Annotated in this window: 21 protein-coding genes and 1 pseudogene; 19 read left to right on the top strand and 3 right to left on the bottom strand. The window is 70.7% G+C overall.

The window, feature by feature from the left end:
* Positions 1–174: 174 nt before the first annotated feature.
* Positions 175–825 (top strand): ATP-dependent Clp protease proteolytic subunit, encoded by a 651-nt coding sequence (locus tag ACFWBW_RS05975; protein ID WP_243334852.1) that lies wholly within the window; start codon positions 175–177, stop codon positions 823–825.
* A 153-nt stretch (positions 826–978) separates the two neighbouring features.
* Positions 979–2,265, top strand: a complete 1,287-nt coding sequence (gene clpX, locus ACFWBW_RS05970) for an ATP-dependent Clp protease ATP-binding subunit ClpX (RefSeq protein ID WP_250739478.1) — start codon at positions 979–981, stop codon at positions 2,263–2,265.
* A gap of 85 nt (positions 2,266–2,350) precedes the next feature.
* On the opposite strand, the gene ACFWBW_RS05965 is transcribed toward clpX, so the two are convergent.
* Positions 2,351–3,301 carry a hypothetical protein gene (locus ACFWBW_RS05965; protein WP_385368793.1) on the bottom strand — a complete coding sequence of 317 codons (951 nt, stop codon included), beginning with the start codon at positions 3,299–3,301 and terminating at the stop codon, positions 2,351–2,353.
* A gap of 127 nt (positions 3,302–3,428) precedes the next feature.
* Here ACFWBW_RS05965 and ACFWBW_RS05960 point away from each other — a divergent pair, with 127 nt between their 5' ends.
* Positions 3,429–6,050, top strand: a complete 2,622-nt coding sequence (locus tag ACFWBW_RS05960) for a valine--tRNA ligase (RefSeq protein WP_385368791.1) — start codon at positions 3,429–3,431, stop codon at positions 6,048–6,050.
* A 101-nt stretch (positions 6,051–6,151) separates the two neighbouring features.
* On the opposite strand, the gene ACFWBW_RS05955 is transcribed toward ACFWBW_RS05960, so the two are convergent.
* Positions 6,152–6,733, bottom strand: coding sequence for a vitamin K epoxide reductase family protein (locus ACFWBW_RS05955; RefSeq protein WP_385368789.1), 582 nt, complete (start codon positions 6,731–6,733; stop codon positions 6,152–6,154).
* A gap of 153 nt (positions 6,734–6,886) precedes the next feature.
* Between ACFWBW_RS05955 and ACFWBW_RS05950 the strand changes: the two genes are divergently transcribed.
* Positions 6,887–8,038 (top strand): sensor histidine kinase, encoded by a 1,152-nt coding sequence (locus ACFWBW_RS05950; RefSeq protein WP_385368787.1) that lies wholly within the window; start codon positions 6,887–6,889, stop codon positions 8,036–8,038.
* A gap of 30 nt (positions 8,039–8,068) precedes the next feature.
* Here the strand turns inward: ACFWBW_RS05950 and ACFWBW_RS05945 are convergent, their stop codons facing one another.
* A complete protein-coding gene (locus ACFWBW_RS05945) occupies positions 8,069–9,118 on the bottom strand; it encodes a rod shape-determining protein (protein WP_385368786.1) in 1,050 nt (349 codons plus the stop codon).
* Between the two features lie 117 nt (positions 9,119–9,235).
* On the opposite strand from ACFWBW_RS05945, the gene ACFWBW_RS05940 reads away from it, so the two are divergent.
* From ACFWBW_RS05940 to ACFWBW_RS05870, 15 genes and pseudogenes are all read left to right on the top strand, one after another.
* The gene (locus ACFWBW_RS05940) at positions 9,236–10,750 is read left to right on the top strand and encodes a bifunctional folylpolyglutamate synthase/dihydrofolate synthase (protein ID WP_385368784.1); all 1,515 of its coding nucleotides are present in this window, start codon (positions 9,236–9,238) and stop codon (positions 10,748–10,750) included.
* Positions 10,751–10,753: 3 nt separating this feature from the next.
* Positions 10,754–11,113, top strand: coding sequence for a DUF4233 domain-containing protein (locus ACFWBW_RS05935; RefSeq protein ID WP_385368782.1), 360 nt, complete (start codon positions 10,754–10,756; stop codon positions 11,111–11,113).
* A gap of 269 nt (positions 11,114–11,382) precedes the next feature.
* The gene (ndk, locus tag ACFWBW_RS05930) at positions 11,383–11,793 is read left to right on the top strand and encodes a nucleoside-diphosphate kinase (RefSeq protein ID WP_385368780.1); all 411 of its coding nucleotides are present in this window, start codon (positions 11,383–11,385) and stop codon (positions 11,791–11,793) included.
* Between the two features lie 296 nt (positions 11,794–12,089).
* Positions 12,090–13,109 (top strand): rod shape-determining protein, encoded by a 1,020-nt coding sequence (locus tag ACFWBW_RS05925; RefSeq protein WP_069923827.1) that lies wholly within the window; start codon positions 12,090–12,092, stop codon positions 13,107–13,109.
* Between the two features lie 208 nt (positions 13,110–13,317).
* The gene (gene mreC / locus ACFWBW_RS05920; RefSeq protein WP_385368778.1) at positions 13,318–14,265 is read left to right on the top strand and encodes a rod shape-determining protein MreC; all 948 of its coding nucleotides are present in this window, start codon (positions 13,318–13,320) and stop codon (positions 14,263–14,265) included.
* 12 nt (positions 14,266–14,277) lie between these two features.
* The gene (gene mreD, locus ACFWBW_RS05915) at positions 14,278–14,982 is read left to right on the top strand and encodes a rod shape-determining protein MreD (protein WP_385368776.1); all 705 of its coding nucleotides are present in this window, start codon (positions 14,278–14,280) and stop codon (positions 14,980–14,982) included.
* Between the two features lie 13 nt (positions 14,983–14,995).
* Positions 14,996–17,176, top strand: coding sequence for a penicillin-binding protein 2 (mrdA, locus tag ACFWBW_RS05910; protein WP_385368774.1), 2,181 nt, complete (start codon positions 14,996–14,998; stop codon positions 17,174–17,176).
* Positions 17,177–17,191: 15 nt separating this feature from the next.
* On the top strand, positions 17,192–18,394 hold the full coding sequence (gene rodA / locus ACFWBW_RS05905; RefSeq protein WP_385368772.1) for a rod shape-determining protein RodA: 1,203 nt from the start codon (positions 17,192–17,194) through the stop codon (positions 18,392–18,394).
* 136 nt (positions 18,395–18,530) lie between these two features.
* Positions 18,531–20,069, top strand: coding sequence for a CHAD domain-containing protein (locus ACFWBW_RS05900; protein WP_385368770.1), 1,539 nt, complete (start codon positions 18,531–18,533; stop codon positions 20,067–20,069).
* 73 nt (positions 20,070–20,142) lie between these two features.
* Positions 20,143–22,068 (top strand): TIGR03960 family B12-binding radical SAM protein, encoded by a 1,926-nt coding sequence (locus ACFWBW_RS05895; RefSeq protein WP_385368768.1) that lies wholly within the window; start codon positions 20,143–20,145, stop codon positions 22,066–22,068.
* Between the two features lie 170 nt (positions 22,069–22,238).
* A complete protein-coding gene (locus ACFWBW_RS05890; protein WP_385368766.1) occupies positions 22,239–22,469 on the top strand; it encodes a type II toxin-antitoxin system VapB family antitoxin in 231 nt (76 codons plus the stop codon).
* On the top strand, positions 22,457–22,888 hold the full coding sequence (locus ACFWBW_RS05885; protein ID WP_385368765.1) for a PIN domain nuclease: 432 nt from the start codon (positions 22,457–22,459) through the stop codon (positions 22,886–22,888). Before ACFWBW_RS05890 ends, ACFWBW_RS05885 begins: the two co-directional genes overlap by 13 nt.
* Positions 22,889–22,939: 51 nt before the next feature.
* A complete protein-coding gene (locus ACFWBW_RS05880) occupies positions 22,940–24,019 on the top strand; it encodes a hypothetical protein (RefSeq protein WP_385368763.1) in 1,080 nt (359 codons plus the stop codon).
* 136 nt (positions 24,020–24,155) lie between these two features.
* Positions 24,156–24,947, top strand: a complete 792-nt coding sequence (locus ACFWBW_RS05875; RefSeq protein WP_385368761.1) for a TIGR03936 family radical SAM-associated protein — start codon at positions 24,156–24,158, stop codon at positions 24,945–24,947.
* A 242-nt stretch (positions 24,948–25,189) separates the two neighbouring features.
* Positions 25,190–26,077, top strand: a pseudogene (locus tag ACFWBW_RS05870) (ribonuclease E/G); the annotation flags it as partial.

The following is a 26,077-nucleotide window of genomic DNA, read 5'->3' as shown; positions in this document are numbered from 1 at the left end:
GAGGGGAGGGTACGGTTTTTTCTTGGGCGGGGGGGGGGGGGGGGGGGGGGGTTGGTTCTTGCCCTGTCTTCGGTCGGTGGTGGTGCTCTCTGGTGGGTTCCCCCCCCCCCCCGCCCGCACCAGGCAAGCCTCAGCCCGCAGAACGCCACCAGGACGGTGAACACCCACATGCACATGAACAACCTTTCTCCCGCGAGCGGCCTCTACACCGGCGCGCCGGTGGACAACCGCTACGTCGTGCCGCGCTTCGTGGAGCGCACCTCGCAGGGCGTGCGCGAGTACGACCCGTACGCGAAGCTCTTCGAGGAGCGCATCATCTTCCTCGGCGTGCAGATCGACGACGCCTCCGCCAACGACGTCATGGCGCAGCTGCTGTGCCTGGAGTCGATGGACCCGGACCGCGACATCTACCTGTACATCAACAGCCCCGGCGGCTCCTTCACCGCGCTGACGGCGATCTACGACACGATGCAGTTCGTGAAGCCGGACATCTCGACGGTCTGCATGGGCCAGGCGGCCTCCGCCGCCGCGGTCCTGCTCGCCGCCGGTGCGCCCGGCAAGCGCATGGCGCTGCCGAACGCCCGCGTGCTGATCCACCAGCCCTCGGGCGGCACCGGCCGTGAGCAGCTCTCCGACCTGGAGATCGCGGCCAACGAGATCCTGCGCATGCGCGACCAGCTGGAGAACATGCTGGCCACGCACTCGTCGACGCCGATCGAGAAGATCCGCGACGACATCGAGCGCGACAAGATCCTGACGGCCCAGGACGCGCTGGCGTACGGCCTGATCGACCAGGTCGTCGCGACCCGTAAGACTTCGAACTGATCCTTGCCGCCAGTTGGCGCGGGCACCTCGCCGGATTGGGCGATGTGAACCACGTCAAGGGGGCCCCGTACGGGGCCCCCGGCAAGGTACCGTCGGATATGAGGCACCAGGAGCGCTGAACCAGGCGTCTCCCAGGCGAAGGGGAAGCACCTCGTGGCACGCATCGGTGACGGCGGCGACCTGCTCAAGTGCTCGTTCTGCGGAAAGAGCCAGAAGCAGGTGAAGAAGCTCATCGCGGGACCCGGTGTGTACATCTGCGACGAGTGCATCGACCTCTGCAACGAGATCATCGAAGAGGAACTCGCGGAGACCTCCGAGGTTCGCTGGGAAGAGCTTCCCAAGCCCCGTGAGATCTACGAGTTCCTGGAGAGCTACGTCGTCGGCCAGGAGCCGGCGAAGAAGGCGCTCTCCGTCGCGGTGTACAACCACTACAAGCGCGTCCAGGCCGGCGAGAACGGCGGCGGGACGGGCCGTGACGACGCGATCGAGCTCGCGAAGTCCAACATCCTCCTGCTCGGCCCCACGGGCTCGGGCAAGACGCTGCTGGCCCAGACGCTCGCCCGGATGCTCAACGTCCCGTTCGCCATCGCGGACGCGACGGCGCTCACGGAGGCCGGGTACGTCGGCGAGGACGTCGAGAACATCCTGCTCAAGCTGATCCAGGCGGCCGACTACGACGTCAAGAAGGCCGAAACCGGGATCATCTACATCGACGAGATCGACAAGGTCGCCCGCAAGAGCGAGAACCCGTCGATCACGCGCGACGTGAGCGGTGAGGGCGTGCAGCAGGCCCTCCTGAAGATCCTGGAAGGCACCACCGCTTCGGTACCGCCGCAGGGCGGCCGCAAGCACCCGCACCAGGAGTTCATCCAGATCGACACGACGAACGTGCTGTTCATCGTGGGCGGCGCCTTCTCCGGCCTGGAGCGGATCATCGAGTCCCGCGCCGGCGCCAAGGGCATCGGCTTCGGGGCGACCATCCGCTCGAAGCGCGAGATCGAGGCGAGCAACCAGTTCCAGGAGGTCATGCCGGAGGACCTGGTGAAGTTCGGGATGATCCCCGAGTTCATCGGCCGTCTCCCCGTCATCACCTCGGTGCACAACCTGGACCGCGAGGCCCTGCTCCAGATCCTCATCGAGCCGCGCAACGCCCTGGTCAAGCAGTACCAGCGGCTGTTCGAACTCGACGGTGTGGAGCTGGACTTCGAGCGCGAGGCCCTCGAGGCCATCGCCGACCAGGCGATCCTCCGCCAGACCGGCGCGCGCGGCCTGCGCGCCATCATGGAAGAGGTCCTGATGTCGGTGATGTACGAGGTCCCGTCCCGCAAGGACGTGGCCCGCGTGGTCATCACCTCGGACGTGGTCCGCTCCAACGTCAACCCGACGCTGGTCCCGCGGATCGTCCCGAAGGACCAGGGCCCGCACGAGAAGTCGGCGTAGCCGCCGACCGGTTACGCGTACGCATAAGGGGCGCCCCCGACCGGGGGCGCCCCTTATGCGTGAGACCGCGTGCCGTCCGCTGCTTCTACTTCTTGACGCGGGCGGTGTTGTAGAGCTTCGCGGTGAGCTCCGAGGTCTGCTCCAGGGTGTAGCCCTTCTTGCCGGCGAGCAGGGAAGCCGCGTCGGAGGCGCTGACCATGCCCAGGGTGCTGTAGTCACCCCAGATGCAGATCGGCAGGGTCAACTCCTTCGGCCCCTTTTCCGTAGTGCTCGTGGAGGTCATCTTCATCTCCTGGCACTTCATCACCGCGCCCTTGAAGCCGGCCGGGGTCAGGGCCTGGGGGCTCCCGACCAACTCCACCGAGTAGTCCTTGTTCTTGCCCGCGTTGAGCTTGGCCATGGCGAAGTACGCGTCCACCGACTTCTCCGGGTCGGCGATCTCGCCGTAGAGACCGTTGAAGCTCAGGCCCTTGGCGGTCAGCGGGTTCTTCGGGTCGCCGGACTGGTAGTTCATGCCCACCTGGGTGGGGTTCTTGATGCCCACCCCTTCGGCTTCCTTCTTGTCCTTGTCGCTGAAGGACTTCTCGTCGTACTTCGGGTCCTTCTTGAAGTCGTCCACCGCCGCCGGGGCGACCAGCTTGTAGCCCTTGGTGTCGGCGGAGATCGAAGCCGAGGCGCCGCCGCCCATCGTGAAGTACCAGCCGGCGCCCGCGATCACGGCGACCGCCACGACCACGCCGATGATCACGCCTGCCTTCGACTTCTTCGGGGGCGTCCCGCCGTACGGAGGCTGCTGCGGGTAGCCGCCGTACGGGGGCTGCTGCTGGGGGAAGCCGGGCTGCTGCTGCGGGTAGCCCTGCTGCGGGACTCCCTGGGGGGCCTGCTGCGGGTATCCGTAGCCGGGCTGCGCGCCGGGCTGCTGGCCGTAGGGTCCGGGCTGCTGGCCGTACGGGTTCGGCTGCTGCGGCTGCTGTCCGTAGGGCCCCGGCTGCTGCGGCTGCTGGCCCCCGTACGGTCCCGGCTGGTTGTAGCTCATCCCGCGTCCCCCCATGAGGTTGTTTATGCGTCCCACACATCCTGGCGGAAGCCGGGGCGGCGAAAGGCCCCGGGCCCCCGGAAACCCGGTTTCATGACCGGACCGTTACGGCCCTAAACTGTGGCTCGTGACCGAGAACACGCAGACACCCAGCAGCCCCTACTCCGAACTGCCGACTTCCTACGCGCCGGCCGACGTAGAGGGGAAGCTCTACGAGCGCTGGGTAGAGCGTGGGTACTTCGAGGCGGACGAGAAGAGCGACAAGCCGCCCTTCGCCATCGTCATCCCGCCGCCGAACGTCACCGGAAGCCTCCACCTGGGGCACGCCTTCGAGCACACGCTCATCGACGCCATCACCCGCCGCAAGCGCATGCAGGGCTACGAGACCCTGTGGCAGCCCGGCATGGACCACGCAGGCATCGCCACCCAGAACGTCGTCGAGCGCGAGCTCGCCAAGGAGGGCAAGTCCCGCCACGACCTGGGCCGCGAGGCCTTCGTCGAGCGCGTCTGGCAGTGGAAGGGCGAGTCCGGCGGCCAGATCTCCGGCCAGATGCGCCGCCTCGGCGACGGCGTCGACTGGTCGCGCGAGCGCTTCACCATGGACGAAGGCCTGTCCGAGGCCGTCCAGACCATCTTCAAGAAGCTCTACGACGACGAGCTGATCTACCGCGCCGAGCGCATCATCAACTGGTGCCCCCGCTGCCTCACCGCGATCTCCGACATCGAGGTCGAGTACCAGGACGACGAGGGCGAGCTCGTCTCCATCCGGTACGGCGAGGGCGACGCCTCCATCGTCGTCGCGACGACCCGCGCCGAAACGATGCTGGGTGACACGGCCGTCGCCGTCCACCCCGACGACGAGCGCTACAAGCACCTGGTCGGCACCGAGATCGAGCTGCCGCTCACCGGCCGCCGCATCCCGGTCGTCGCCGACGAGCACGTCGACCCCGAGTTCGGCACCGGCGCCGTCAAGGTGACCCCGGCACACGACCCCAACGACTTCGAGATCGGTCAGCGCCACGGCCTGCCCAACCTCGCCGTCATGGACGAGCACGCCGTCATCACCGTCCACGGCCCCTTCCTGGGCCTGGACCGGCTCGAGGCCCGTTCCGCCATCGTCGCCGCGCTGCGCGCCGAGGGCCGGATCGTCGCGGAGAAGCGCCCGTACACGCACTCCGTCGGCCACTGCTCGCGCTGCAAGACCACCATCGAGCCGCGCCTCTCGCTCCAGTGGTGGGTCAAGGTCGGCCCGCTCGCCAAGGCCGCCGGTGACGCGGTCCGCGACGGCCAGGTCAAGATCCACCCGCAGGAGATGGAGAAGCGCTACTTCGACTGGGTCGACAACCTCCACGACTGGTGCATCTCGCGCCAGCTCTGGTGGGGCCACCGCATCCCGGTCTGGTACGGCCCGAACGGCGAGATCGTCTGCGTCGGCCCCGACGAGCAGCCGCCGACCGGCGAGGGCTGGACCCAGGACACGGACGTCCTGGACACCTGGTTCTCCTCCGGCCTGTGGCCGTTCTCCACGCTCGGCTGGCCGCAGCAGACCGACAGCCTGGCGAAGTTCTACCCGAACGCCGTCCTGGTCACCGGCTACGACATCCTCTTCTTCTGGGTCGCCCGGATGATGATGTTCGGCCTGTACGCGATGGACGGCACCCCGCCGTTCCACACCATCGCCCTGCACGGCATGGTCCGCGACGAGCGCGGCAAGAAGATGTCGAAGTCCTTCGGCAACGCGGTCAACCCGCTGGACTGGATGGACAAGTACGGCTCCGACGCGGTCCGCTTCACCCTGGCGCGCGGCGCCAACCCGGGTGTCGACGTCCCGATCGGCGAGGACTGGGTCCAGGCTTCCAGCAAGTTCGCCAACAAGATCTGGAACGCCACCCGCTTCGCGATGATGAACGGCGCCACGATCGAGGGCGAACTGCCGTCGGTCGAGCAGATGTCGGCTACCGACCGCTGGATCCTGTCCCGGCTGAACGAGACGGTCGCGCAGGCCGACGCCTTCTACGAGGACTACCAGTTCTCGAAGCTCAGCGAGGCGCTCTACCACTTCGCGTGGGACGAGGTCTTCGACTGGTACGTCGAGCTGTCGAAGACGACCTTCTTCGCGGGCGGCGAGCCGGCCAAGGCGTCCGCCCGGGTCCTCGGCGAGGTCCTCGACGTCATGCTGCGCCTGCTGCACCCGGTGGTCCCCTTCGTCACCGAGACGCTGTGGACCACGCTGACCGGCGGCGAGTCCCTCGTGATCGCCGACTGGCCCAAGGACAGCGGCTTCCGCGACGCGGCCGCCGAGGCCGAGATCGAGGGCGTCCAGAGCCTGGTCCGCGAGGTCCGCCGCTTCCGCAAGGAGCAGGGCCTCGACGACAAGCAGAAGGTCCCGGCCCGCCTGGACCTGTCCACCACGACGCTGGCCGCCCACGAGGCAGCCATCCGCCAGGTGCTGCGCCTCCAGCCGGAGGGCGACGCCTTCAGCGCCACCGCCACCCTGCCCGTCGGCCGTGCCACGGTCGCGCTCGACCTGTCGGGGACCATCGACATCCCGGCGGAGCGCAAGCGGCTGAGCAAGGACCTGGCCGCCGCCGAGAAGGAGAAGCAGCAGGCCGAGGCGAAGCTCGGGAACGAGGCGTTCATCGCCAAGGCCCCGGACAACGTCGTGGACAAGATCAAGGGCCGCCTGACCAAGGCGGAGGACGACATCGTCCGCCTGAAGGCCCAGCTCGACGCCCTGCCCGCCGGCTGACGGAGCCGTAGGCAGCAGCCGTAGAACGCAAGCGAAGGCCCCCACGCCGTCGGTCGACGTGGGGTCCTTCGCGGTATCTGTTCCCCGTGAGGGGCCCGGCATCACAGCAGCTGTGCGCCGAACCTCGTCAGGATGAGCGCCGCGACCACGCCGTACGCGGCCAGCGGCACCAGCCAGTGCGGGATCGCCCGCAGCCGGGAGCCGGCCGGGGCCAGGTGCCGGGTGACGTACCAGAACAGCGGGATCATCACCGCCCAGACGACCATGCACCACGGGCACAGGGCGCCGATCACGTACAGGCACTGGCTGATCAGCCACACCGTGAAGGCGAACCCGGCCGCGATCCCGGCCCACACTCCGCGCCACAGCCACCGGGGGAGCAGCGCCCCGGCGACCAGGGCCGTGCCGAGCCCGGCGAGGGCGGCGAAGCCGGCGAGGCCGAGCAGCATGTTGGGGAAGCCGAGCAGGTTGCCCTGCCAGGTGGTCATCACGTCGCCGCAGCTCAGCACCGCGTTGACGTTGCAGCCCGGGGTGAAGAGCGGGTCCTCCAGGGTGCGGATGCGGTCGTAGGTGAGGACGCCGGAGGCCAGGGTGCCGATGAGGCCGCCGATCAGCAGGAGCAGGGCGGTGCCCCGGGGGGTGGCTGGTCCCCGGTGGGTGGTCGTTCCCCGGTGGGTGGTCATTCTCCCGACGCTACGAGCCCGCGTGCGGCCCCGGGTAGAGCGGAAGGCCTCCGGGCCGGGGGGACCTCCGGCCTGTCCGAAGTGCCCTAAATCACGCGTTCTCGGGTCCCGGCGGCCCGGATCCGGGGGCGGCGACCACGGATGATGGAGGGCATGCACGTCAAGCCCGCCCTCTCGGCGCCCCACCGGCTCCTGGCCTTCGGCCGCCGGCTCGCGCAGGGCTGGGCCGGTTCGCCGCGCGCGATGGACCTGCTCGCGGCTCTCAGCTGCCTGGGCCTGATGGCGCTCGACCTGCCGGGCCTGGCGGCCGCCGACAACTCCCTCGGCGGGCCCGCCGCGGCGGTCGTCCTGACGCTCGGCTGCTCCACCCTGCTGGTGCGGCGCCGACTGCCCTGGGTCTCGTACCTCGCCGCGCTGCTCTTCATCGGCTGGCTGCACGAGCTGACCCTGATCCAGTTCGCGCTGTACTCGGTGGGCCGCTTCCGCGGGCGCCGGGCCGGCGTCCTCGCCACCCTCGGCTACCTGGCCTTCGCGGTGTGCCTGTTCTACGGCGTGCCGGGCTGGCCGATGTCCCGGGCGGAGTCCCTCAGCTCCTTCCTCAGCCTCGTCGTGCCCATCGGGGTCCTCGCCTCGGCCGTGGGCATCGCCGCCTACCGCCACGACCTCGTGCGCGAGCTCGACACCCGGCGCGCCGAGTCCGCCGTCCTGCACGCCGTCCAGCAGGAGCGGACCTCCGTCGCCCGTGACGTCCACGACTTCGTCGGGCGCGAGCTGACCCTGCTGACGGTCCGCTCCGAGGTGCTGTCGATGCGCTCGCGCGAGACGGCGTACGCGAAGGACTTTGAGGAGCTCGCCGACACCGCCCGCCGGGCCCACCTGGTGCTCAACGAGATCATCGTGCAGCGCGGGGAGCGGGCGGCCACCCCGGGCGTGGAAGGGCTGGCGGCGCTCGCGGAGGAGAGCGGGCGTGCGGGTTCGCCCGTACGGCTGACCCTGGATCCGGACGTGCACGGGCTGTCGCCGCTGCGCCAGGCAGCGGTCTACCGGGTGGTGCAGGAATGCCTGACCAACGCCGCCAAGCACGCCCGTGGCGAGACGATCGAGGTGTCCATCGCGGCGGACGGACCGCAGCTGCGGATCGCCGTCCGCAACGGGCTGGCGCAGCGCAACCCGACCAGGGCCCCCGTCTCGGCGGGCTCGGGCACGGCGAGCATGTGCGAGCGCGTGCGCAGCCTGGGCGGCACCCTGACGGCCACGCGCACGCAGGACGCGTACGAGGTCCTCGCGACCCTCCCGAAGGGCTGAGCCCGGGAAACCGCGCCGGGCCGACAGGCCCTAGGCCCGCGCCGGCGCGAGCAGGCTGCTGAGCGCGTCCATGTCCTCCACGCAGCGGCCCGAGCCCAGGGCCACGCAGTCGAGCGGGTCGTCCGCGACGAAGACCGGGATCCCCGTCGAGGAGGCCATCCGCAGGTCCAGGCCGGGCAGCAGCGCGCCGCCGCCGGTCAGGACGATGCCGTGCTCCATGACGTCGCCGGACAGTTCGGGCGGGCATTCCTCCAGGGTGGTGCGGACCGCCGCGATGATCGCCTCGACCGGCTCGTCGAGGGCGGTCCGGATGTCGCGCGCGTCGAGCTGGAGCGTCTGGGGCATGCCGCCGACCTTCTCCCTGCCCCGCACCGTGAAGCCGGCGGTCTCCAGCTCCGGCCGGTCCGGCACCGGCCACGCCGAGCCGATGGCGATCTTGACGTCCTCGGCGGTGCGGTCGCCGATGAGCAGGGAGTGCTCCTTGCGGACCCAGTCGGTGATGGCGGCGTCCATCCGGTCGCCGGCGACCCGCAGCGACCGCGAGGTGACGATGCCGCCCAGCGAGATGACGGCGACCTCGGAGGTGCCGCCGCCGATGTCGACGACCATCGAGCCGCGCGGTTCGGAGACCGGGAGCCCGGCGCCGATCGCCGCGGCCATCGGCTCCTCGATCAGGTGCACGGTCCTGGCTCCGGCCCGGGTGGAGGCGTGGATGATGGCCCGGCGTTCCACCTGGGTGACCCCGGACGGTACGCAGACCACCATGCGGGTGCGGACCCGGCGGCCGGGGACGGCCTTGCGCACGAAGTGCCGGATCATCTCCTCGGCGGCCTCGTAGTCGCAGATCACGCCGTCCTTGAGGGGGCGGATCGCGGTGATGGAGCCGGGGGTGCGGCCGATGGTCTCCTTGGCCTCGGTCCCCACGGCCAGGGCGGTGGTGGTGCCCGCCTTGACGGCCACCACGGACGGCTCATTGAGGACGATGCCGTGCCCCCGTGCGTAGACGAGGGTGTTGGCGGTTCCCAGGTCTATCCCTATGTCGCGGCTGGAAGCTGTCTTGTTGATGCTGGCCTGCGGCATTTGTTCCCCAATCTCCTGTCCGCAAGGCTTGCATAACGATCAGGTCGCACCGGCAGCCGAAGGTCCCGATGCGACCGGGCCGAAAGTCCCCACGGTCCTCGTCCGTAGACTGGGTCCGTGAGTGAGCAGCAGCCCGAGAGCCACGATGACAACCTCGACGCCTTCGACAAGATCGTGGCGGAAGAGTCCGACCGCGACCCCGACCTGGCGGTGATCGAGGCGGGCAGCCGCACCCTGCGCACGCAGGCCGGTCCGCCCCAGGGTGACCCGGTACCCGAAGAGCCCGCCGACCCCGAGGTGGCCAAGGCGCTGCGGGAGGTGGAGCAGGAGCTGGCCGGCCGCTGGGGCGAGACCAAGCTGGAGCCGTCCGTCACGCGCATCGCCGCGCTGATGGACGTCCTGGGCGAGCCGCAGCGCGCGTACCCCTCCATCCACGTCACCGGCACCAACGGCAAGACGAGCACCTCGCGCATGATCGAGGCCCTGCTGAACGCCTTCGAGCTGCGCACCGGGCGCTACACCAGCCCGCACGTGCAGTCGATCACCGAGCGGATCAGCCTGGACGGGGCTCCGATCAGCGCCGAGCGGTTCATCGAGACCTTCGAGGACATCAAGCCGTACGTGGACATGGTGGACGCGGCCGAGGAGATCCGGCTGTCCTTCTTCGAGGTCCTCACCGGCATGGCGTACGCGGCCTTCGCGGACGCCCCGGTGGACGCGGCCGTGATCGAGGTGGGCATGGGCGGCGCCTGGGACGCCACCAACGTCATCGACGGCGCGGTCGCCGTGGTCACCCCGATCAGCCTGGACCACACGGACCGGCTCGGCTCCACGACCGGCGAGATCGCGCAGGAGAAGGGCGGCATCATCAAGCAGGGCGCCACCGTGATCCTGGCGCAGCAGCCCGTGGACGCGGCGCAGGTGCTGCTGAAGAAGGCCGTGGAGGTCGACGCGACCGTGGCCCGCGCGGGCATGGAGTTCGGTGTCGTCACCCGTGAGGTCGCGGTGGGCGGGCAGCAGCTGACGCTGCGCGGCCTGGGCGGCGAGTACGACGGCATCTTCCTGCCGCTGTACGGCGCCCACATGGCGCACAACGCGGCGGTGGCGCTGGCGGCGGTCGAGGCCTTCTTCGGCATCGGCGCCGACCACGCGCGGGCCCTGGACGTGGAGAGCGTACGGAAGGCCTTCGCCTCGGTGACCTCGCCCGGCCGCATGGAGGTCGTGCGGCGCAGCCCGACGGTGGTCCTGGACGCGGCGCACAACCCGGCCGGGGCGCAGGTCACGGCGGAGGCGGTGACCGAGGCCTTCGGCTTCAGCCGGCTGGTCGGGGTCGTGGGCGCGAGCGAGGGCAAGGACGCGCGCGGTGTCTTCGAGGCCTTCGAGCCGATCTTCGCGGAGGTCGTGATCACGGAGAACTCCAGCCACCGGGCGATCTCCGCCGACGAGCTGGCGGCCATCGCGGTCGAGGTCTTCGGCGCCGACCGGGTGCAGGTGGAGCCGCGGCTGGACGACGCCATCGAGGCGGCGATCACCCTGGCGGAGGAAGAGGCGGAGTACGGCGGGGCCGGGGTCCTGGTGACCGGGTCCGTGATCACGGTGGGCGAGGCCCGCATGCTGCTGAAGAGGGGCTGAGGGATGCGCACGCTGTGTGCTTCGACGCTGATCGCCGAGTTCTGCGTGATCGGCTTCGCCGGGCTGGTCGCGATGAAGGGCGACCTGAGCCAGGCCACGGTCTGGACGGTCTGCGGGATCGCGATGCTGCTGTCGGTCCTGCTGTGCGGGATGCTCTCGCGCCCCGGGGCCGTCCAGATCGGCTGGGCCCTGCAGATCGGGCTCGTGCTGAGCGGCTTCGTCGTGCCGATGATGTTCATCCTGGGCGTGGTGTTCGCCGTTCTGTGGTGGTGCTCGATCCGCTACGGCCGCCGCATCGACGAGATCAAGGCCCGCTGGGCCGCCCAGGCGGAAGCCCAGGCCTCCGCCCCCACCGAGGCGTAGCCGCCTAGGCCGTCTCTTTCGGATCTTGTCGGCCGAGCCCGCGGCGTCTGGTGCCGTGCCTGGCCGCGCTGTCGGGGCGTGCGCGTACTGGGGGTCCTCCGTTGTTCTCTGGGTGCTGGCCGGCACGGTGCCAGGCGTCGCGGGCCCGGCAAGATCCGAAAGAGACGGCCTAGGAGCCGGAGCGGGGCCCGGGAAGGCCCCGTACGGCGGGGGCCCGGGCCCCTGTAGCCTCGTCGGACCGCACCCGTATGCCGCAAGGAGTTACCCATATGACCCAGCGCACGCTCGTCCTCCTCAAGCCCGACGCCGTCCGTCGCGGTCTGATCGGCGAGATCGTCGGCCGCATCGAGCGGAAGGCCGGCTGGACCATCGCCGCGCTGGAGCTGCGCACGCTGGACCAGGAGACCCTGGAAGCGCACTACGGCGAGCACAAGGGCAAGGTGTTCTACGAGCCCCTCATGGGCTTCATGGCCAGCGGGCCGGTCGTGGCCCTGGTCGTCGAAGGGGAGCGCGCGATCGAGGGTGTCCGCCAGTTGGCCGGACCCACTGACCCGATTGCCGCCGCGCCCGGCTCCATCCGGGGCGACTTCGGTACGGTCACCCGGGAGAACCTGATCCACGCCTCGGACTCCGAGGAGTCCGCGGAGCGGGAGCTGAAGCTGTTCTTCCCGGCGCTGTGATCACTCTTTTCTGACGCAACATCAGCCGAATAGCGCTCATGACCTGGGGCGACCGAAGTAATTTCGGTCGCCCTCCGGTATTACCGGGCACATTCGGGAACGCATGGACAGGACACGACGTCACCACTAAGGGGGCGGGTATCCGTTCCGGCGGGCTTGCCGGAGTCCCGTCGCGCGGTGCCCGTACTTGCGGCACTACGATGGGGCTTCCACCCACACACCCACCTCGCCGACCTGACAGCAGCCGCTATCAACTGGAAGGCCAGACGCTCCTCATGGGGAACAAGGGGAACAACATGTCGTTCATCGGCCGTGACATGGCGATCGACCTCGGGACCGCCAACACGCTGGTGTACGTGAGGGGCCGGGGAATCGTCCTGAACGAGCCGTCCGTGGTCGCCATCAACACGAACACCGGTGGCATCCTGGCGGTCGGCTCCGAAGCCAAGAAGATGATCGGGCGCACGCCCGGCAACATCGTCGCCGTGCGGCCCCTCAAGGACGGCGTCATCGCCGACTTCGAGATCACCGAGCGGATGCTCCGGTACTTCATCCTCAAGATCCACAAGCGCCGTTACCTGGCCCGCCCGCGCGTCGTGGTCTGCGTACCCTCCGGCATCACGGGAGTGGAGCGCCGCGCCGTCATCGAGGCGTCCACGCAGGCCGGTGCCCGCCAGGTGCACATCATCGAAGAGCCGATGGCCGCCGCCATCGGAGCGGGCCTGCCCGTCCACGAGGCCACCGGCAACATGGTCGTGGACATCGGCGGCGGCACCACCGAGGTGGCCGTCATCTCCCTCGGCGGAATCGTCACGGCACAGTCCATCCGGGTGGCCGGCGACGAGCTCGACAACGCGATCATCCAGCACATCAAGAAGGAGTACTCCCTCCTCCTCGGTGAGCGCACCGCCGAGCAGATCAAGATCACCATCGGGTCGGCCTACGACCTCGACAAGGACGAGCACACCGAGATCCGCGGCCGCGACCTGGTCTCGGGCCTGCCCAAGACCGTCGTGATCTCGGCCGCCGAGGTCCGCAAGGCGATCGAGGAGCCGGTCAACGCGATCGTCGACGCCGTCAAGACCACCCTCGACAAGTGCCCGCCGGAACTCTCCGGCGACATCATGGACCGCGGCATCGTCCTGACCGGAGGCGGCGCCCTGCTCCGCGGCCTCGACGAGCGGCTGCGCCGCGAGACGGGCATGCCGATCCACATCGCCGAGGACCCGCTCGACTCCGTCGCGCTCGGATCCGGCAAGTGCGTAGAGGAGTTCGAGGCGCTCCAGCAGGTGCTGGACGCCCAGCCCCGGCGCTGATCCGGCCCGCCGCGCGGCGGTGGAACGCGAATGATCCGCCGTACGGGTGCTACCGGGCCCGTGCGGCGGATCGTTGATATACAGGCAAGGTCCGGTGCGAGCCCCGGCTCCACCGGAGCGGCTTTGCCGCACGGCCCGGTGCAAGCACCGGCTCCACCGGAGCGGCTTTGCCGCACGGGTATCTATGAGGAAGGCACGGCCGCCGCACGTGAGGGACACACGAGAAAGCCGGCTGCTCCTGGTGCTTCTGATCGCCATCGCGTTCGCTTTGATCACGGTGGACATCAGGACGGGTGAGGAGTCTCCGGTCGACGGTGCCCGACAGGCCGCCGCAGCGGTCTTCGGACCGGTCGAGAAGGGCGTGGCGAAAGGGGTCGACCCGGTCGCCAACGCCATAGGGGCGGTACGGGACTCCGGCGAGCGGCACAACCGCATCGCGACCCTGGAGCGCGAGAACGCGGCGCTCAAGGCCAAGCTCGGCAGCGACGACCAGACCCGCAGCCGGATCCGCGAGCTCGACGAGATGCTCAAGCGGGCGGGCGCGGGCCAGTACGGCATCAAGGGCGCCGAGGTCATCGCCATAGGGGCGGCCCAGGGCTTCTCCTGGACCGTCACCATCGACGCGGGCAGCAAGGACGGCATCCAGCGCGACATGACCGTCCTCAACGGGGACGGACTCGTCGGCCGCGTCGCCACCGTCGGCCCCGACACCGCCACCGTGGTCCTCGCCAACGACCCCGACTTCACCGTCGGCACCCGTCTGGAGAAGACCGGCGAACTCGGCTTCGCCACCGGCCAGGGCGACCGGGAGCTCTCCGTGCAGATGCTCAACGGCAAGGCCAAGATCAACACCGGCGACCGGCTCGTCACCTTCGGCTCGCGGGGCAACAAGCCCTTCGTGCCCGGCGTCCCGATCGGCGAGGTGATCAAGGTCGACCCCTCGCGCGGCGACCTGACCCGGACCGTCTGGGTCCGCCCCTTCGTCGGCTTCTCCCGCCTGGACATCGTCGGCGTCGTGGTCATGCCCCCGCGCCAGGACCCGCGCGACGCGGTCCTGCCGCCCAAGCCCGAAGCGCCCAAGCCCACCCCGACGGTCACCGTCACGGTCACCCCGTCGCCCGGCGCGTCCGCGTCCGGCAAGCCGGCCGAGGACTAGGAGCCGATCATCATGCGTTTCAACCGGATCCTGCTCTCGGGCACGCTCGTCGTGGTCGCCCTGATCGTCCAGGTCTCCATCCTGGGCCGCCTCCAACTCCCCGGAGCCGTCCCCGATCTGGTCCTGCTCACCGTCGTCGCCCTCGCACTCGTGTACGGGTGCGTCAGCGGCGCCCTCATCGGCTTCGCCGCCGGACTGCTCACGGACCTGGCCCCGCCCGCCGACCACGCCGCCGGCCGCTACGCGCTCGTGCTCTGCGTCATCGGCTACGTCGCCGGCCTGGTCCGCCCCGACACCGGGCGGTTCCGCTCCGCCTGGGGCCCGATGCTCACCGTCGTCGGCGCCGCCTTCGCCTCCACCCTGCTCTACGCGGGCGTCGGCGCCCTGGTCGGCGACACCGCCGCCCGCCACGTGGGGCTGACCGGACTGCTCTTCACCGCGGTCCTCTACGACCTGCTGCTCGCCCCCTTCACCGTGCCGTTCATCATGGCCCTGGCCCGCCGCGCGGAGAACGACCCGATGGCCGTCGAGGCCAACGGCGGCCCGCCCGCGGGCAAGGACATCGCCTCTGGCTGGCTGGCCGGGGGCACCGGACTGCGGATCGGCAGCCAGCGCGGCGGCCTGCGGATGAAGACCGCCCGCAGCCGGGCCAACCGGGCCGGCCGGATAAAGGGCGTCAAGGGAATCAAGGGTGTGAAGAGCGTCAAGAAGCTGTGAGGGAGGAGTCCACGTGACCAACATTCCGGAGACCGGCCGTACCTCCCGGGTGCAGATCCGGCTCGTGATCATCCAGGTTCTCGTCTGCTCTATGTTCCTCACCCTCGGCGGCCGGCTCTGGTACCTCCAGATCCGCAACGGCGCGGAGTACTACCACGAGGCGAAGAGCAACCACGTCCAGCGGGTCGTCCAGCCCGCCGTGCGCGGGACGATCCTCGACGCCCGGGGCGTCGCCCTCGCCGACAACGAGACCCGCCTGGTCGTCTCCACCAGCCGTACCGCGCTGATGAAGATGAAGGACCGCGGCCAGGCCGTCATGACCCGCCTCGCCGGCGTCCTGGACATGACCCCCAAGGAGGTCATGGACAAGGTCCGCCTCTGCGACTCCCAGACCCCCGCGCCCTGCTGGAACGGCTCCCCGTACCAGCCGATCCCGATCACCCTCGACGCCACCACGCAGCAGGCCCTTCAGCTGCGCGAACGCCCCGAGGAGTTCCCCGGCATCACCGCCGAGCCCGTCGCCATCCGCCGCTACCCGGCCCCCGCCGGGGCCCGCACGTCCCAGGTGCTCGGCTACCTCTCGCCGGTCACCGACGAGGAGATCCAGAAGGCCAAGGACACCGACTCGCCGCACCTGCGCTCCGACCAGGTCGGCCGCTCCGGGATCGAGCGCACCTACGACAAGTACCTGCGCGGCAAGGCGATGGTCACCTCCTACGAGGTGGACAACCTCGGCCGGGTCATGCACCAGACCGAGTCCGACGCGGGTGTGCCCGGATCCACCCTCGTCACGAGCATCGACGCCCGGGTCCAGTCCGTCGCCGAGTACGAGCTCCAGCAGGCCATGAAGACGGTCCGCCAGGAGACCGACAAGATCACCGGCCGCAAGTACGAGGCCGACTCGGGCGCCGTCGTCGTCATGGAGACCAAGACCGGCCGGGTCGTCGCGATGGCCTCCCAGCCCGACTACGACCCCAACGCCTGGGTCGGCGGCATCGCCGCCAAGGACTACGCGGCCCTCACCAACGAGAAGTCCAACTACCCGCTGCTCAACCGGGCCATCCAGGGCCAGGCCCCCGCCGGCTCCATCTTCAAGGTGGTGTCCGCGAGCGCGGCCGTCCGGGCCGGATACGCCTTCGACGAGAAGTACAACTGCAGCGCCTCCTACAGCATGGGCAACCGCAGCTTCGCGAACTTCGAGTCCAAGGGGCACGGCCCCATCACCCTCGGCGAGGCCCTCAAGTTCTCCTGCAACACCGTCTTCTACGCACTCGGGCACAAGGAGTGGCAGCGCGACGGCGGCCTCAAGCCCAAGAAGGACGCCCACGACTGGTTCTACCGGACCGCCCGAGAGTTCGGCCTCGGCTCCGAGACCGGGATCGACCTGCCGAACGAGGTCACCGGCCGCATCCCCGACCGGGGCTGGAAGAAGGGCTTCTGGGCGGCCAACAAGGACTCCTGGTGCAAGCAGGGCAAGAAGGGCGGCACCTACGTCGAGCAGATCGCCTACGAGAGCTGCCTCGAAGGCAACCAGCTCAAGGCGTTCGACAGCATCAACTTCGCCATCGGCCAGGGCGACGTCCTCGTCACCCCCATCCAGATGGCCACCGCCTACGCCGCCATCAGCAACGGCGGCACCCTCTACGACCCCACGGTCGGCAAGGCCGTGATCAGCGCCGACGGCAAGCACGTCCAGATGATCAAGCCCAAGGCGCACGGCAGGCTGCCGATCGACGCCAAGACCGTCAAGGACCTCGACAAGGGTCTGCGCATGGTCGTCGAGCCGGGCGGCACCGCCGCCTGGCGCTTCGGCGGCTGGCCGCTGGACAAGATCCCGATGCGGGCCAAGACCGGCACCGCCCAGGTCTACGGCAAGCAGACCACCTCCTGGCTGGCGACCTACACCGACGACTTCACCATCGTCATGACCATCTCCCAGGGCGGCACCGGCTCCGGAGCCTCCGGCCCCGCCGTCCGCAACATCTACAACGCCATCTACGGCCTCGACATGGCGGGCAACCAGGACCTGAAGAAGGCGCTCCTGCTGGGCCCGGAGAAGAAGCTGCCCAGGATCCGCCCCGACGGCGGCATCGATTCCCCCGAGATCCGGCCGTACGTACCCCCGTCCCCGGAAGAGCTTGCGCCGCCCGCGCTCGCCGGCCCGCCCGCCCAGCGCCCCGCGCAGCACGACTGAGTACCGAGGACCGACATGCAGACCGCCAACAAATTCTCCGTGGCCCGGTACGCGCCGGAGCAGCGGGGAGCTATGGCCAAACTCACCGCCCGCGACTCCGTGGTGCGCCGGCTCGACTGGCCGATACTCCTCTCGGCGCTCGCCCTCTCCCTCATCGGCGCCCTGCTGGTGTGGTCGGCGACCCGCAACCGGACCTCGCTGAACAACGGGGACCCGTACTACTTCCTCTTCCGGCATGCCATGAACACCGGCATCGGCCTCGTGCTGATGATCGGCACCATCTGGCTCGGCCACCGCACCCTGCGCGGCGCCGTACCGGTCCTCTACGGGCTCTCCGTCATCCTGATCCTCGCCGTGCTCACCCCGCTCGGCGCCACCATCAACGGCGCCCACGCCTGGATCGTGATCGGCGGCGGCTTCTCGCTCCAGCCCTCCGAGTTCGTCAAGATCACGATCATCCTGGTCATGGCGATGCTGCTCGCCACCCGGGTGGACGCGGGCGACCTCGCCCACCCCGACCACCGCACCGTCGTCAAGGCGCTCTGCCTGGCCGCCTTCCCCATGGGCATCATCATGCTGATGCCCGACCTCGGCTCCGTCATGGTCATGGTCGTCATCGTGCTCGGCGTCCTGCTGGCCTCCGGCGCCTCCAACCGCTGGGTCCTCGGCCTGCTCGGCTCGGGCGCCGGCGGGGCCATCCTGATCTGGCAGCTCGGCGTCCTCGACGAGTACCAGATCAACCGCTTCGCGGCCTTCGCCAACCCCGAGCTCGACCCGGCCGGCGTCGGCTACAACACCAACCAGGCGCGCATCGCCATCGGCTCCGGCGGCCTGACCGGGTCCGGCCTCTTCAAGGGCTCGCAGACCACCGGCCAGTTCGTGCCGGAGCAGCAGACCGACTTCGTCTTCACGGTGGCGGGGGAGGAGCTGGGCTTCGTCGGAGCCGGGCTGATCCTGGTGCTGCTCGGGGTCATCCTGTGGCGCGCCTGCATGATCGCCCGCGAGACGACCGAGCTGTACGGCACGATCGTGTGCGCCGGAATCATCGCCTGGTTCGCCTTCCAGTCCTTCGAGAACATCGGCATGACCCTCGGGATCATGCCCGTGGCCGGACTCCCGCTGCCGTTCGTCTCCTACGGAGGATCCTCGATGTTCGCCGTGTGGGTGGCCATCGGGCTGCTCCAGTCGATCAGGGTGCAGCGGCCGATGTCGGCTTGACGCGGTGCCGGGCCGGGCCGGGTCGGGCCCGGCGGCTCGGCTCGGGTCGGCTTGATCCCTCGGTTCCCGGGCCGGTTTTCCGCCGCACCAGCAGTTTCCCTTCCCGCCGTGTTCCGTTCAGGACTACGGTCGATCCATGGCGGACACGAAGCGCGAGATCGAGCGCAAATTCGAGTTCAGGAGCACCAAGGCCGGACGGCGCGGGGTCCCGGACCTGACGGGCACGGCCGCCATCGCGGCCGTCACCGACCAGGGCACGGCCGAGCTCGACGCCGTCTACTACGACACCCCCGACCAGCGGCTCGCCGCCGACGGGCTCACCCTGCGCCGCCGCACCGGAGGCAAGGACGCCGGCTGGCACCTCAAACTGCCCGTCGCCCCCGGCGTGCGCGACGAGATCACCGCCCCCCTCGGCGACACCGTCCCGGACGCGCTGACCGCCCTGCTGCGCTCCCGCGTCCGCGACACCCCGCTGGAACCACAGGTCAGGCTCCTGTCCTCGCGCAAGCTCAGCCACCTCCTCGACGCCGACGGCGCCCTCCTCGCGGAGCTGTCCACGGACGCGGTGCTGGCCGAGCGGGCCGACGCCACCGCCGCCTGGACCGAGGTGGAGGTCGAGCTCGCCGACGGAGTCGACCCGGCGCTGCTCGACGCCGTGGAGAAGACCTTCCGCAAGGCCGGGCTCCGGGTCAGCGACGCCCCCTCCAAGCTCGCCCGGGCGCTGGCCGAGACCGGCGGGGAACCCCCGGTCCGGACGGCCGGCCCCGGTTCCGGCACCGGGACCGGCCCCGCCGAGGACACGGCGGGCGCGCACGTGCTCGCGTACCTGCGCGAACAGCGCGACACCCTCGTCGCCCAGGATCCCGCCGTACGCCGGGGCCTGCCCGACTCCGTCCACCAGATGCGGGTCGCCACCCGTCGGCTGCGCAGCGCCTTCAAGACCTACCGCCGGGTCCTGGACCCCGCCGAGAGCGGCCCGATCGGCGAGGAGCTCCGCTGGCTCGCCGCCGAGCTCGGCGTCGACCGCGACCAGGAGGTGCTGCTCGAGCGGATCCAGACCCGGCTCGACGAACTCCCGCGCACCCTGGTGCTCGGCCCGGTCCGCGGCCGCCTCAAGATCTGGAACGTCGCCCGCCGCACCGGTTCGCGCCGAGCGGCGCTGGCCGCGCTCGACAGCAGGCGCTACGTGGCCCTGCTGAACGCCCTCGACGCCCTGCTCGCCGACCCGCCGCTCGGCAAGGCCGCCGACCGGCCCGCCGAGGTGGTCCTGCCCGCAGCCGTCCTGCGGGACTACGAACGCCTCACCGGCCGGATCGAGGGCGCCCTGTCCATGGCCCCCGGCGAGGCCCGCGACCTGGCCCTGCACGAGGCCCGCAAGGCCGCGAAGCGCACCCGGTACGCGGCCGAGGCGGCGACCCCGGCCCTCGGCAAGACCGCGCGCCGGCTGGCCAAGGCGGTGAAGGCCGTCCAGACCCTGCTCGGCGACCACCAGGACGCGGTCGTCGCCCGCGACGCCCTGCGCGGCATCGCCGTCCAGGCGTCCGGTGCGGGGGAGTCCGCCTTCACCTGGGGCCTGCTGTACGGCCGCGAGGAGGCGCTGGCCGGACAACGCGAGCGGGAGCTGCCGCAGGTGTGGGCGGCCGCCGCGGGCCCGGCGGCGGCGGTGCGCGGCTGATCGTGCGGGCGGGGGTGCTCCGGGCCCCGGGGTACGCTTGAGAGTCGCCCCCTGCCCGCTTCACGAAAGTCGCGTGATGACCGAGTCGGTCTTCCCTCAGCTTGAGGCCTTGCTTCCGCACGTCCAGAAGCCGATCCAGTACGTCGGCGGTGAGCTCAACTCCACGGTCAAGCCGTGGGAGAGCGCCGACGTCCGCTGGGCGCTGATGTACCCGGACGCGTACGAGGTCGGGCTCCCCAACCAGGGCGTCATGATCCTTTACGAGGTGCTGAACGAGCGCGAAGGCGTGCTCGCGGAGCGCACGTACAGCGTGTGGCCGGACCTCGAAGAGCTGATGCGCGAGCACAAGGTGCCGCAGTTCACCGTGGACAGCCACCGCCCCGTCTCGGCCTTCGACGTCTTCGGGCTCTCCTTCTCCACCGAGCTCGGCTACACCAACATGCTGACGGCGCTGGACCTCGCGGGCATCCCGCTGGAGGCGAAGAACCGTACGGTCGACCACCCCATCGTGCTCGCGGGCGGCCACGCGGCCTTCAACCCCGAGCCGATCGCGGAGTTCATCGACTGCGCGATCATCGGCGACGGCGAGCAGGCCGTCCTCGACATGACCGAGATCATCCGCGCGTGGAAGGCCGAGGGCCGTCCGGGCGGGCGCGAGGAGGTACTCCTGCGCCTCGCGAAGACCGGCGGCGTCTACGTGCCGGGCTTCTACGACGTCGAGTACCTGCCGGACGGCCGCATCGGCCGCGTGGTCCCGAACCGCTCGGGCGTGCCGTGGCGGGTCAGCAAGCACACCGTCATGGACCTCGACGAGTGGCCCTACCCCAAGCAGCCCCTGGTCCCGCTCGCCGAGACCGTCCACGAGCGGATGTCCGTGGAGATCTTCCGCGGCTGCACCCGCGGCTGCCGTTTCTGCCAGGCCGGCATGATCACGCGCCCCGTGCGGGAGCGAAGCATCACCGGCATCGGCGAGATGGTGGAGCGCGGGCTGAAGGCCACGGGCTTCGAGGAGGTCGGCCTCCTGTCCCTCTCCTCGGCGGACCACACCGAGATCACGGACATCGCCAAGGGCCTGGCCGACCGCTACACGGACGAGAAGGTGGGCCTGTCCCTCCCGTCGACCCGTGTGGACGCCTTCAACATCGACCTGGCCAACGAGCTGACCCGCAACGGCCGCCGCTCCGGTCTGACCTTCGCCCCCGAGGGCGGCTCCGAGCGCATGCGCAAGGTCATCAACAAGATGGTCTCGGAAGAGGACCTGATCCGTACGGTCGCCACGGCCTACGGCAACGGCTGGCGCCAGGTGAAGCTGTACTTCATGGTCGGCCTGCCGACCGAGACCGACGAGGACGTCCTGCAGATCGGCGACATGGCGGTCAACGTCATCGCCAAGGGCCGCGAGGTCTCCGGCCAGAACGACATCCGCTGCACCGTCTCCATCGGCGGCTTCGTCCCCAAGCCGCACACCCCCTTCCAGTGGGCCCCGCAGCTGTCGGCCGAGGAGACGGACGCCCGCCTCGGCAAGCTCCGCGACAAGCTTCGCGGCGACAAGAAGTACGGCCGCTCCATCGGCTTCCGCTACCACGACGGCAAGCCCGGCATCGTCGAGGGCCTCCTGTCCCGCGGCGACCGCCGCATCGGCGACGTCATCCGCGCCGTGTACGAGTCGGGCGGCCGCTTCGACGGCTGGCGCGAGCACTTCTCGTACGACCGCTGGATGCAGGCGGCGGAGAAGACCCTCCCCGCCTACGGCGTCGACGTGGCCTGGTACACGACCCGCGAGCGCACCTACGAGGAGGTCCTCCCCTGGGACCACCTCGACTCCGGTCTGGACAAGGACTGGCTGTGGGAGGACTGGCAGGACGCCCTCGACGAAACCGAGGTCGAGGACTGCCGCTGGACCCCCTGCTTCGACTGCGGCGTCTGCCCGCAGCTCGACACCAGCATCCAGATCGGCCCGACGGGCAAGAAGCTGCTGCCCCTGTCGGTCGTGAAGTGACCTGCGGCTGAGGCCGGCCGGCCTGCCGCCTTGTCTATGCCCCCCACCGGGATCGGTGGGGGGCATATTCATTCGACCGCCGGAGTATCGTTCCTGCGGTTGACGCCTGCGGATATCCTTGAAGGGTGCTCGGAGGAATACTCCGGGCTTGCTGCCAGGAGGTGGCCGGTATGGCCAAGACCGTGATCGACATCAACGAGGAAGCCCTCGCGCTCGCGATGGAAGCCCTCGGGACCACCACGAAGAAGGACACGGTCAACGCGGCGCTGGAGGAAATAGGAGCACGGGTCCGCAGGCAGCGAGCTCTGGAAGCCCTCATCAAGCTCGACGAAGAGGGCGCCTTCGACAAGGGGCGGGAGCCCGGATTCAAGACGGAGGTGCGCGGGCCGTGGGGGAACTGACCGAGGGCGACTTCCTGATCGACACCTCCGCCGCGCACCGGATCACCCTCCCGGGACCGTTCTCCACATGGCGGCCCGCACTGGCCGCCGGACGCATCGGCATGTGCGCGGTGACCGAGGTCGAGGCCCTGTACTCCGCCCGCTCGACGGCCCAGTACACGCAGATGCGGCAAGCGTTCACGGACCTGTACGTGTGGCACGAGATTCCGGACGACGTCTGGGCGAGGGTCGGCGCCGCGCAGAGCGCCCTGGCCGAAGCCGGGTGCGTTCGCTCCGCGGGAGTCGTCGACCTGGTCGTGGCGGTGACCGCCATGCGGCACCGGCTGACGGTGCTGCACTACGACCGGGACTTCGAGACGCTCGCCAAGCACATCGAGCTGCGCACCCGTTGGCTCGCCGAGCCGGGCTCGATCGACTGACGGAGGGCCCTCTGGCGCAACGGTCCCGGGCCGTGGTGTGTCCTTAGCGGTATGGACATGGAGAAGGCGCTGCCGGCGCCGCAGGGGGACGGCTGCCTGGTGGGGGTCGTGCGGATTCCCGTGAAGATCGTGGCGGTGCTGGTCGTGCTGCCCCTGCGGGTGGTCTGGGATCTGCTCGTCGCCTTCGCGCGGATGCTGAACCGGAGCGTTCTCGGACCGCTGGGGCAAGGACTGCGGTGGTTCTGCGAGCGGGCCGTGCTGCCGGTGCTGCGGGGGACCGGGTGGCTGATCGGGGCCCTGTTCAAGGTGGTCTTCTACTGGCCCTGGGTGGGTCTCTGGCGGTACGTCATGCTCCCGGTGGGGCAGGCCGTTTACACGTATCTGCTGCGGCCGGCGGGTGTGGGGCTCTGGAGGTACCTGCTGGTCCCGGTCTGGGAGTACGGGCTGCGGCCCGTCGGCCGGGGCGTCGCCCGGCTGCTCGTGGGCGCGGTCCGGTACCTGCTCGTGCTGCCGGCCGGCGCGCTGTACCGGTACGTCCTCGCCCCCGTCGGCCACGGACTGCGGTGGCTGGCCCGGGGGTTCGCGGCCGGCGTGGCCTGGCTGGGCAAGGCCCTGTTCGTCTGGCCTTGGGTCGCGCTGTGGCGGTATCTCGTACGGCCCGTGGTGACCGGAGTGTGGCGGTACCTGCTGGCGCCGGTCGGGCGGGGGGTGTGGGCGTACCTGCTCGTGCCGCTCTGGCAGCTGCTCGTCGGGGCCTGGCATCTCGCGGGGCGGGTGAGCCGGGCGCTCGGGCGCGGGCTGGTGTGGCTGTGGCGGTGGGGCGTGGTGCGGCCCGCCGGATGGGTGCGCCGACGCGTGGTCACCCCCGTCGGGAACGTGCTGCGCGCCGGGTGGGACGTCGGCCGTCGCGCCGCCCGCGCGGTGCACCGGCAGGCGATCGCTCCCGTCGGCCGTGCGGTCGGCGAGGTGTGGCGGACCTCCCGCCTCGCGGTCCGCGAAGCGCGGGCCGACGTACGGCGGGCGCTGTTCGGGGGGCCGCCCCGGGAACCAGCGAGGTCACAGGCGCGTACTCTGGGTAGTAACAGAGCCGCAGGCGACACGCCCGCCCCCGAGATCTCCCTGCAGAAGTGAGCAGGGGTGAGCCGGAGGGCAGGCGAGGCCGGCAGGCCCCACAGACCTCAGGGCGACGCGCGAGCCGCGGAGCCCCGCACAAGGAGATGAACCACTGGGCAAGCGACAGCCCGAAGGCCCGCCTCCCGCACCGGTAGTGCAGCGCATCCGCCTGCGCTACACCAAGCGCGGCCGCCTCCGGTTCACCAGCCACCGGGACTTCCAGCGCGCCTTCGAGCGGGCCCTGCGCCGCTCCGAGGTGCCCATGGCGTACTCGGCGGGCTTCACCCCGCACCCGCGCGTCTCGTACGCGAACGCGGCCCCGACCGGGACCGGCAGCGAGGCCGAGTACCTGGAGATCGCCCTCGCCGAGCCCCGCGACCCCGCGGTGCTGCGCGAGCTGCTCGACGAGTCGATGCCCGTCGGCCTCGACATCATCGACGCCGTGGAGGCACACACCTCCGGTCTCGCCGACCGGCTGACGGCCTCCGTTTGGGAGCTGCGCCTGGAGGGCGTGGAGCCCGGAGACGCGCAGAAGGCGGTCGAGGCCTTCCTCGCGGCCGAGGCCGTGGAGGTCCAGCGCCGCACCAAGAACGGCATGCGGACCTTCGACACGCGCGGCGCCGTGGTCAGCCTGGAAGTGGTTCCGGTCACGGCCGTCGCTGAGGCTGATAGGCCCCTGGACAATGCTTGTGCGATACTGCGGCTGGTTGTTCGGCATTTGACACCTGCCGTTCGACCCGACGACGTCCTGTCCGGTCTCCGAGCTGTGGCCGACCTAACGCCGCCGGTCCCCGCTGCGGTGACCAGGCTGGCGCAGGGGCTCTTCGACGAGGAGTCCGGCACGGTGACCGACCCGCTCGCGCCCGACCGCGAGGCTGTCACGACCGCCCCACCCACGGCGGCCGTAACCGCCGACGCGAAGGCGCCGGAAGGTCCCGCCGCGTAAGGATCGTCGTCGTCGCGCAGCCCTGGGACTCGGGAGCCACCTGGGTCGGGCCGCGCACAGACCTGAAGACTTGAAGACTTCCGCCAGGCCGTACGGACTTTCGCGTACGGAACCGGCGGCCATTGAACTGAGCTCCCGTGTGGCGAACGCGCCCCGGAGGCCGGCTCCGCGCTCATTACGCGGAGCCGTGCCGGACCGGAAGTCAGCCGCGGCGCCCGGGAGCGTGACGGGAGAAACCCCGCATGCTCAACAGCGAAAACGACAACACCGCCAAGAACACCGCCGCCGACAGTGGCAGCCCGAGCGACAACCTGCCTCCGCGCAGGCGCCGGCGCGCCGCTTCCCGGCCGGCCGGCCCGCCCGGCGGTGCCGTAGCCGCCGCCGAAGCCGCTCCCGCGCCGGTCGTGGCCGCGGCTCCCGCCGAGGAGGCCGCCCCCGCCGCCGCCCCGGCCCGTACCCGCCGCCGTGCGACCCGCGCCGTTGCCGCCCCCGAGGCGTCCGCCGCCGAGGTCGTGGTCGAGGCTCCCGTGGCCGCTCCGGCCGCCGAGGTCGTCGAGGAGGCCGCTGCTCCCGCGCCGCGTGCCCGTCGCCGTGCGACCCGCGCCGTGACCGCGCCCGAGGCTCCCGTGGCCGCTCCGGCCGCTCCCGTGGCCGAGGCCGTCGAGGAGGCCGCTGCTCCGGCTCCGCGTGCCCGCCGTCGTGCCACCCGTGCCGTGACCGCCCCTGAGGCGCCCGTCGCCGAGGCCGCGGTGGTCGAGACCCCGGTCGCCGAGGTCGTAGAAGAGGCCGCTGCTCCCGCGCCGCGTGCCCGCCGTCGTGCCACCCGCGCCGTGACCGCCCCCGAGGCGCCCGTCGCCGAGGCCCCGGTCGTCGAGGCCCCCGTGGCCGCGCCGGTGGCCCCCGCCGCCGAGGCCGTCGAGGAGGCCGCCGCTCCCGCGCCGCGTGCCCGTCGCCGTGCGACCCGTGCCGTGACCGCTCCCGAGGCGCCCGCCGCGGAAGCCGCCGAGGCGGTCGTGGCCGAGGCTCCGGCTCCGGTCGCCGCCAAGGCCACCGTCACCGTCGCCGACGCCGTGGACTCCCCGAAGCGCGGCGGCCGCCGCCGCGCCACCCGTTCCACCACCGCCCCGGCC

This window comes from Streptomyces sp. NPDC059957 (assembly GCF_042730015.1).
GTDB lineage: Bacteria > Actinomycetota > Actinomycetes > Streptomycetales > Streptomycetaceae > Streptomyces.
Note: the sequence above shows the minus strand (reverse complement) of the source record. Positions and strands in the feature narration are given on the sequence as shown.

Coding starts and splice junctions, on each gene's coding strand:
- ACFWBW_RS05975 (WP_243334852.1), top strand. CDS start 175: ATGAACAACCTTTCTCCCGCGAGCGGCCTCTACACCGGCGCGCCGGTG.
- ACFWBW_RS05965 (WP_385368793.1), bottom strand. CDS start 3,301: ATGAGCTACAACCAGCCGGGACCGTACGGGGGCCAGCAGCCGCAGCAG.
- ACFWBW_RS05955 (WP_385368789.1), bottom strand. CDS start 6,733: ATGACCACCCACCGGGGAACGACCACCCACCGGGGACCAGCCACCCCC.
- ACFWBW_RS05950 (WP_385368787.1), top strand. CDS start 6,887: ATGCACGTCAAGCCCGCCCTCTCGGCGCCCCACCGGCTCCTGGCCTTC.
- ACFWBW_RS05945 (WP_385368786.1), bottom strand. CDS start 9,118: ATGCCGCAGGCCAGCATCAACAAGACAGCTTCCAGCCGCGACATAGGG.
- ACFWBW_RS05935 (WP_385368782.1), top strand. CDS start 10,754: ATGCGCACGCTGTGTGCTTCGACGCTGATCGCCGAGTTCTGCGTGATC.
- ndk (WP_385368780.1), top strand. CDS start 11,383: ATGACCCAGCGCACGCTCGTCCTCCTCAAGCCCGACGCCGTCCGTCGC.
- ACFWBW_RS05925 (WP_069923827.1), top strand. CDS start 12,090: ATGTCGTTCATCGGCCGTGACATGGCGATCGACCTCGGGACCGCCAAC.
- mreD (WP_385368776.1), top strand. CDS start 14,278: ATGCGTTTCAACCGGATCCTGCTCTCGGGCACGCTCGTCGTGGTCGCC.
- rodA (WP_385368772.1), top strand. CDS start 17,192: ATGCAGACCGCCAACAAATTCTCCGTGGCCCGGTACGCGCCGGAGCAG.
- ACFWBW_RS05900 (WP_385368770.1), top strand. CDS start 18,531: ATGGCGGACACGAAGCGCGAGATCGAGCGCAAATTCGAGTTCAGGAGC.
- ACFWBW_RS05890 (WP_385368766.1), top strand. CDS start 22,239: ATGGCCAAGACCGTGATCGACATCAACGAGGAAGCCCTCGCGCTCGCG.
- ACFWBW_RS05880 (WP_385368763.1), top strand. CDS start 22,940: ATGGACATGGAGAAGGCGCTGCCGGCGCCGCAGGGGGACGGCTGCCTG.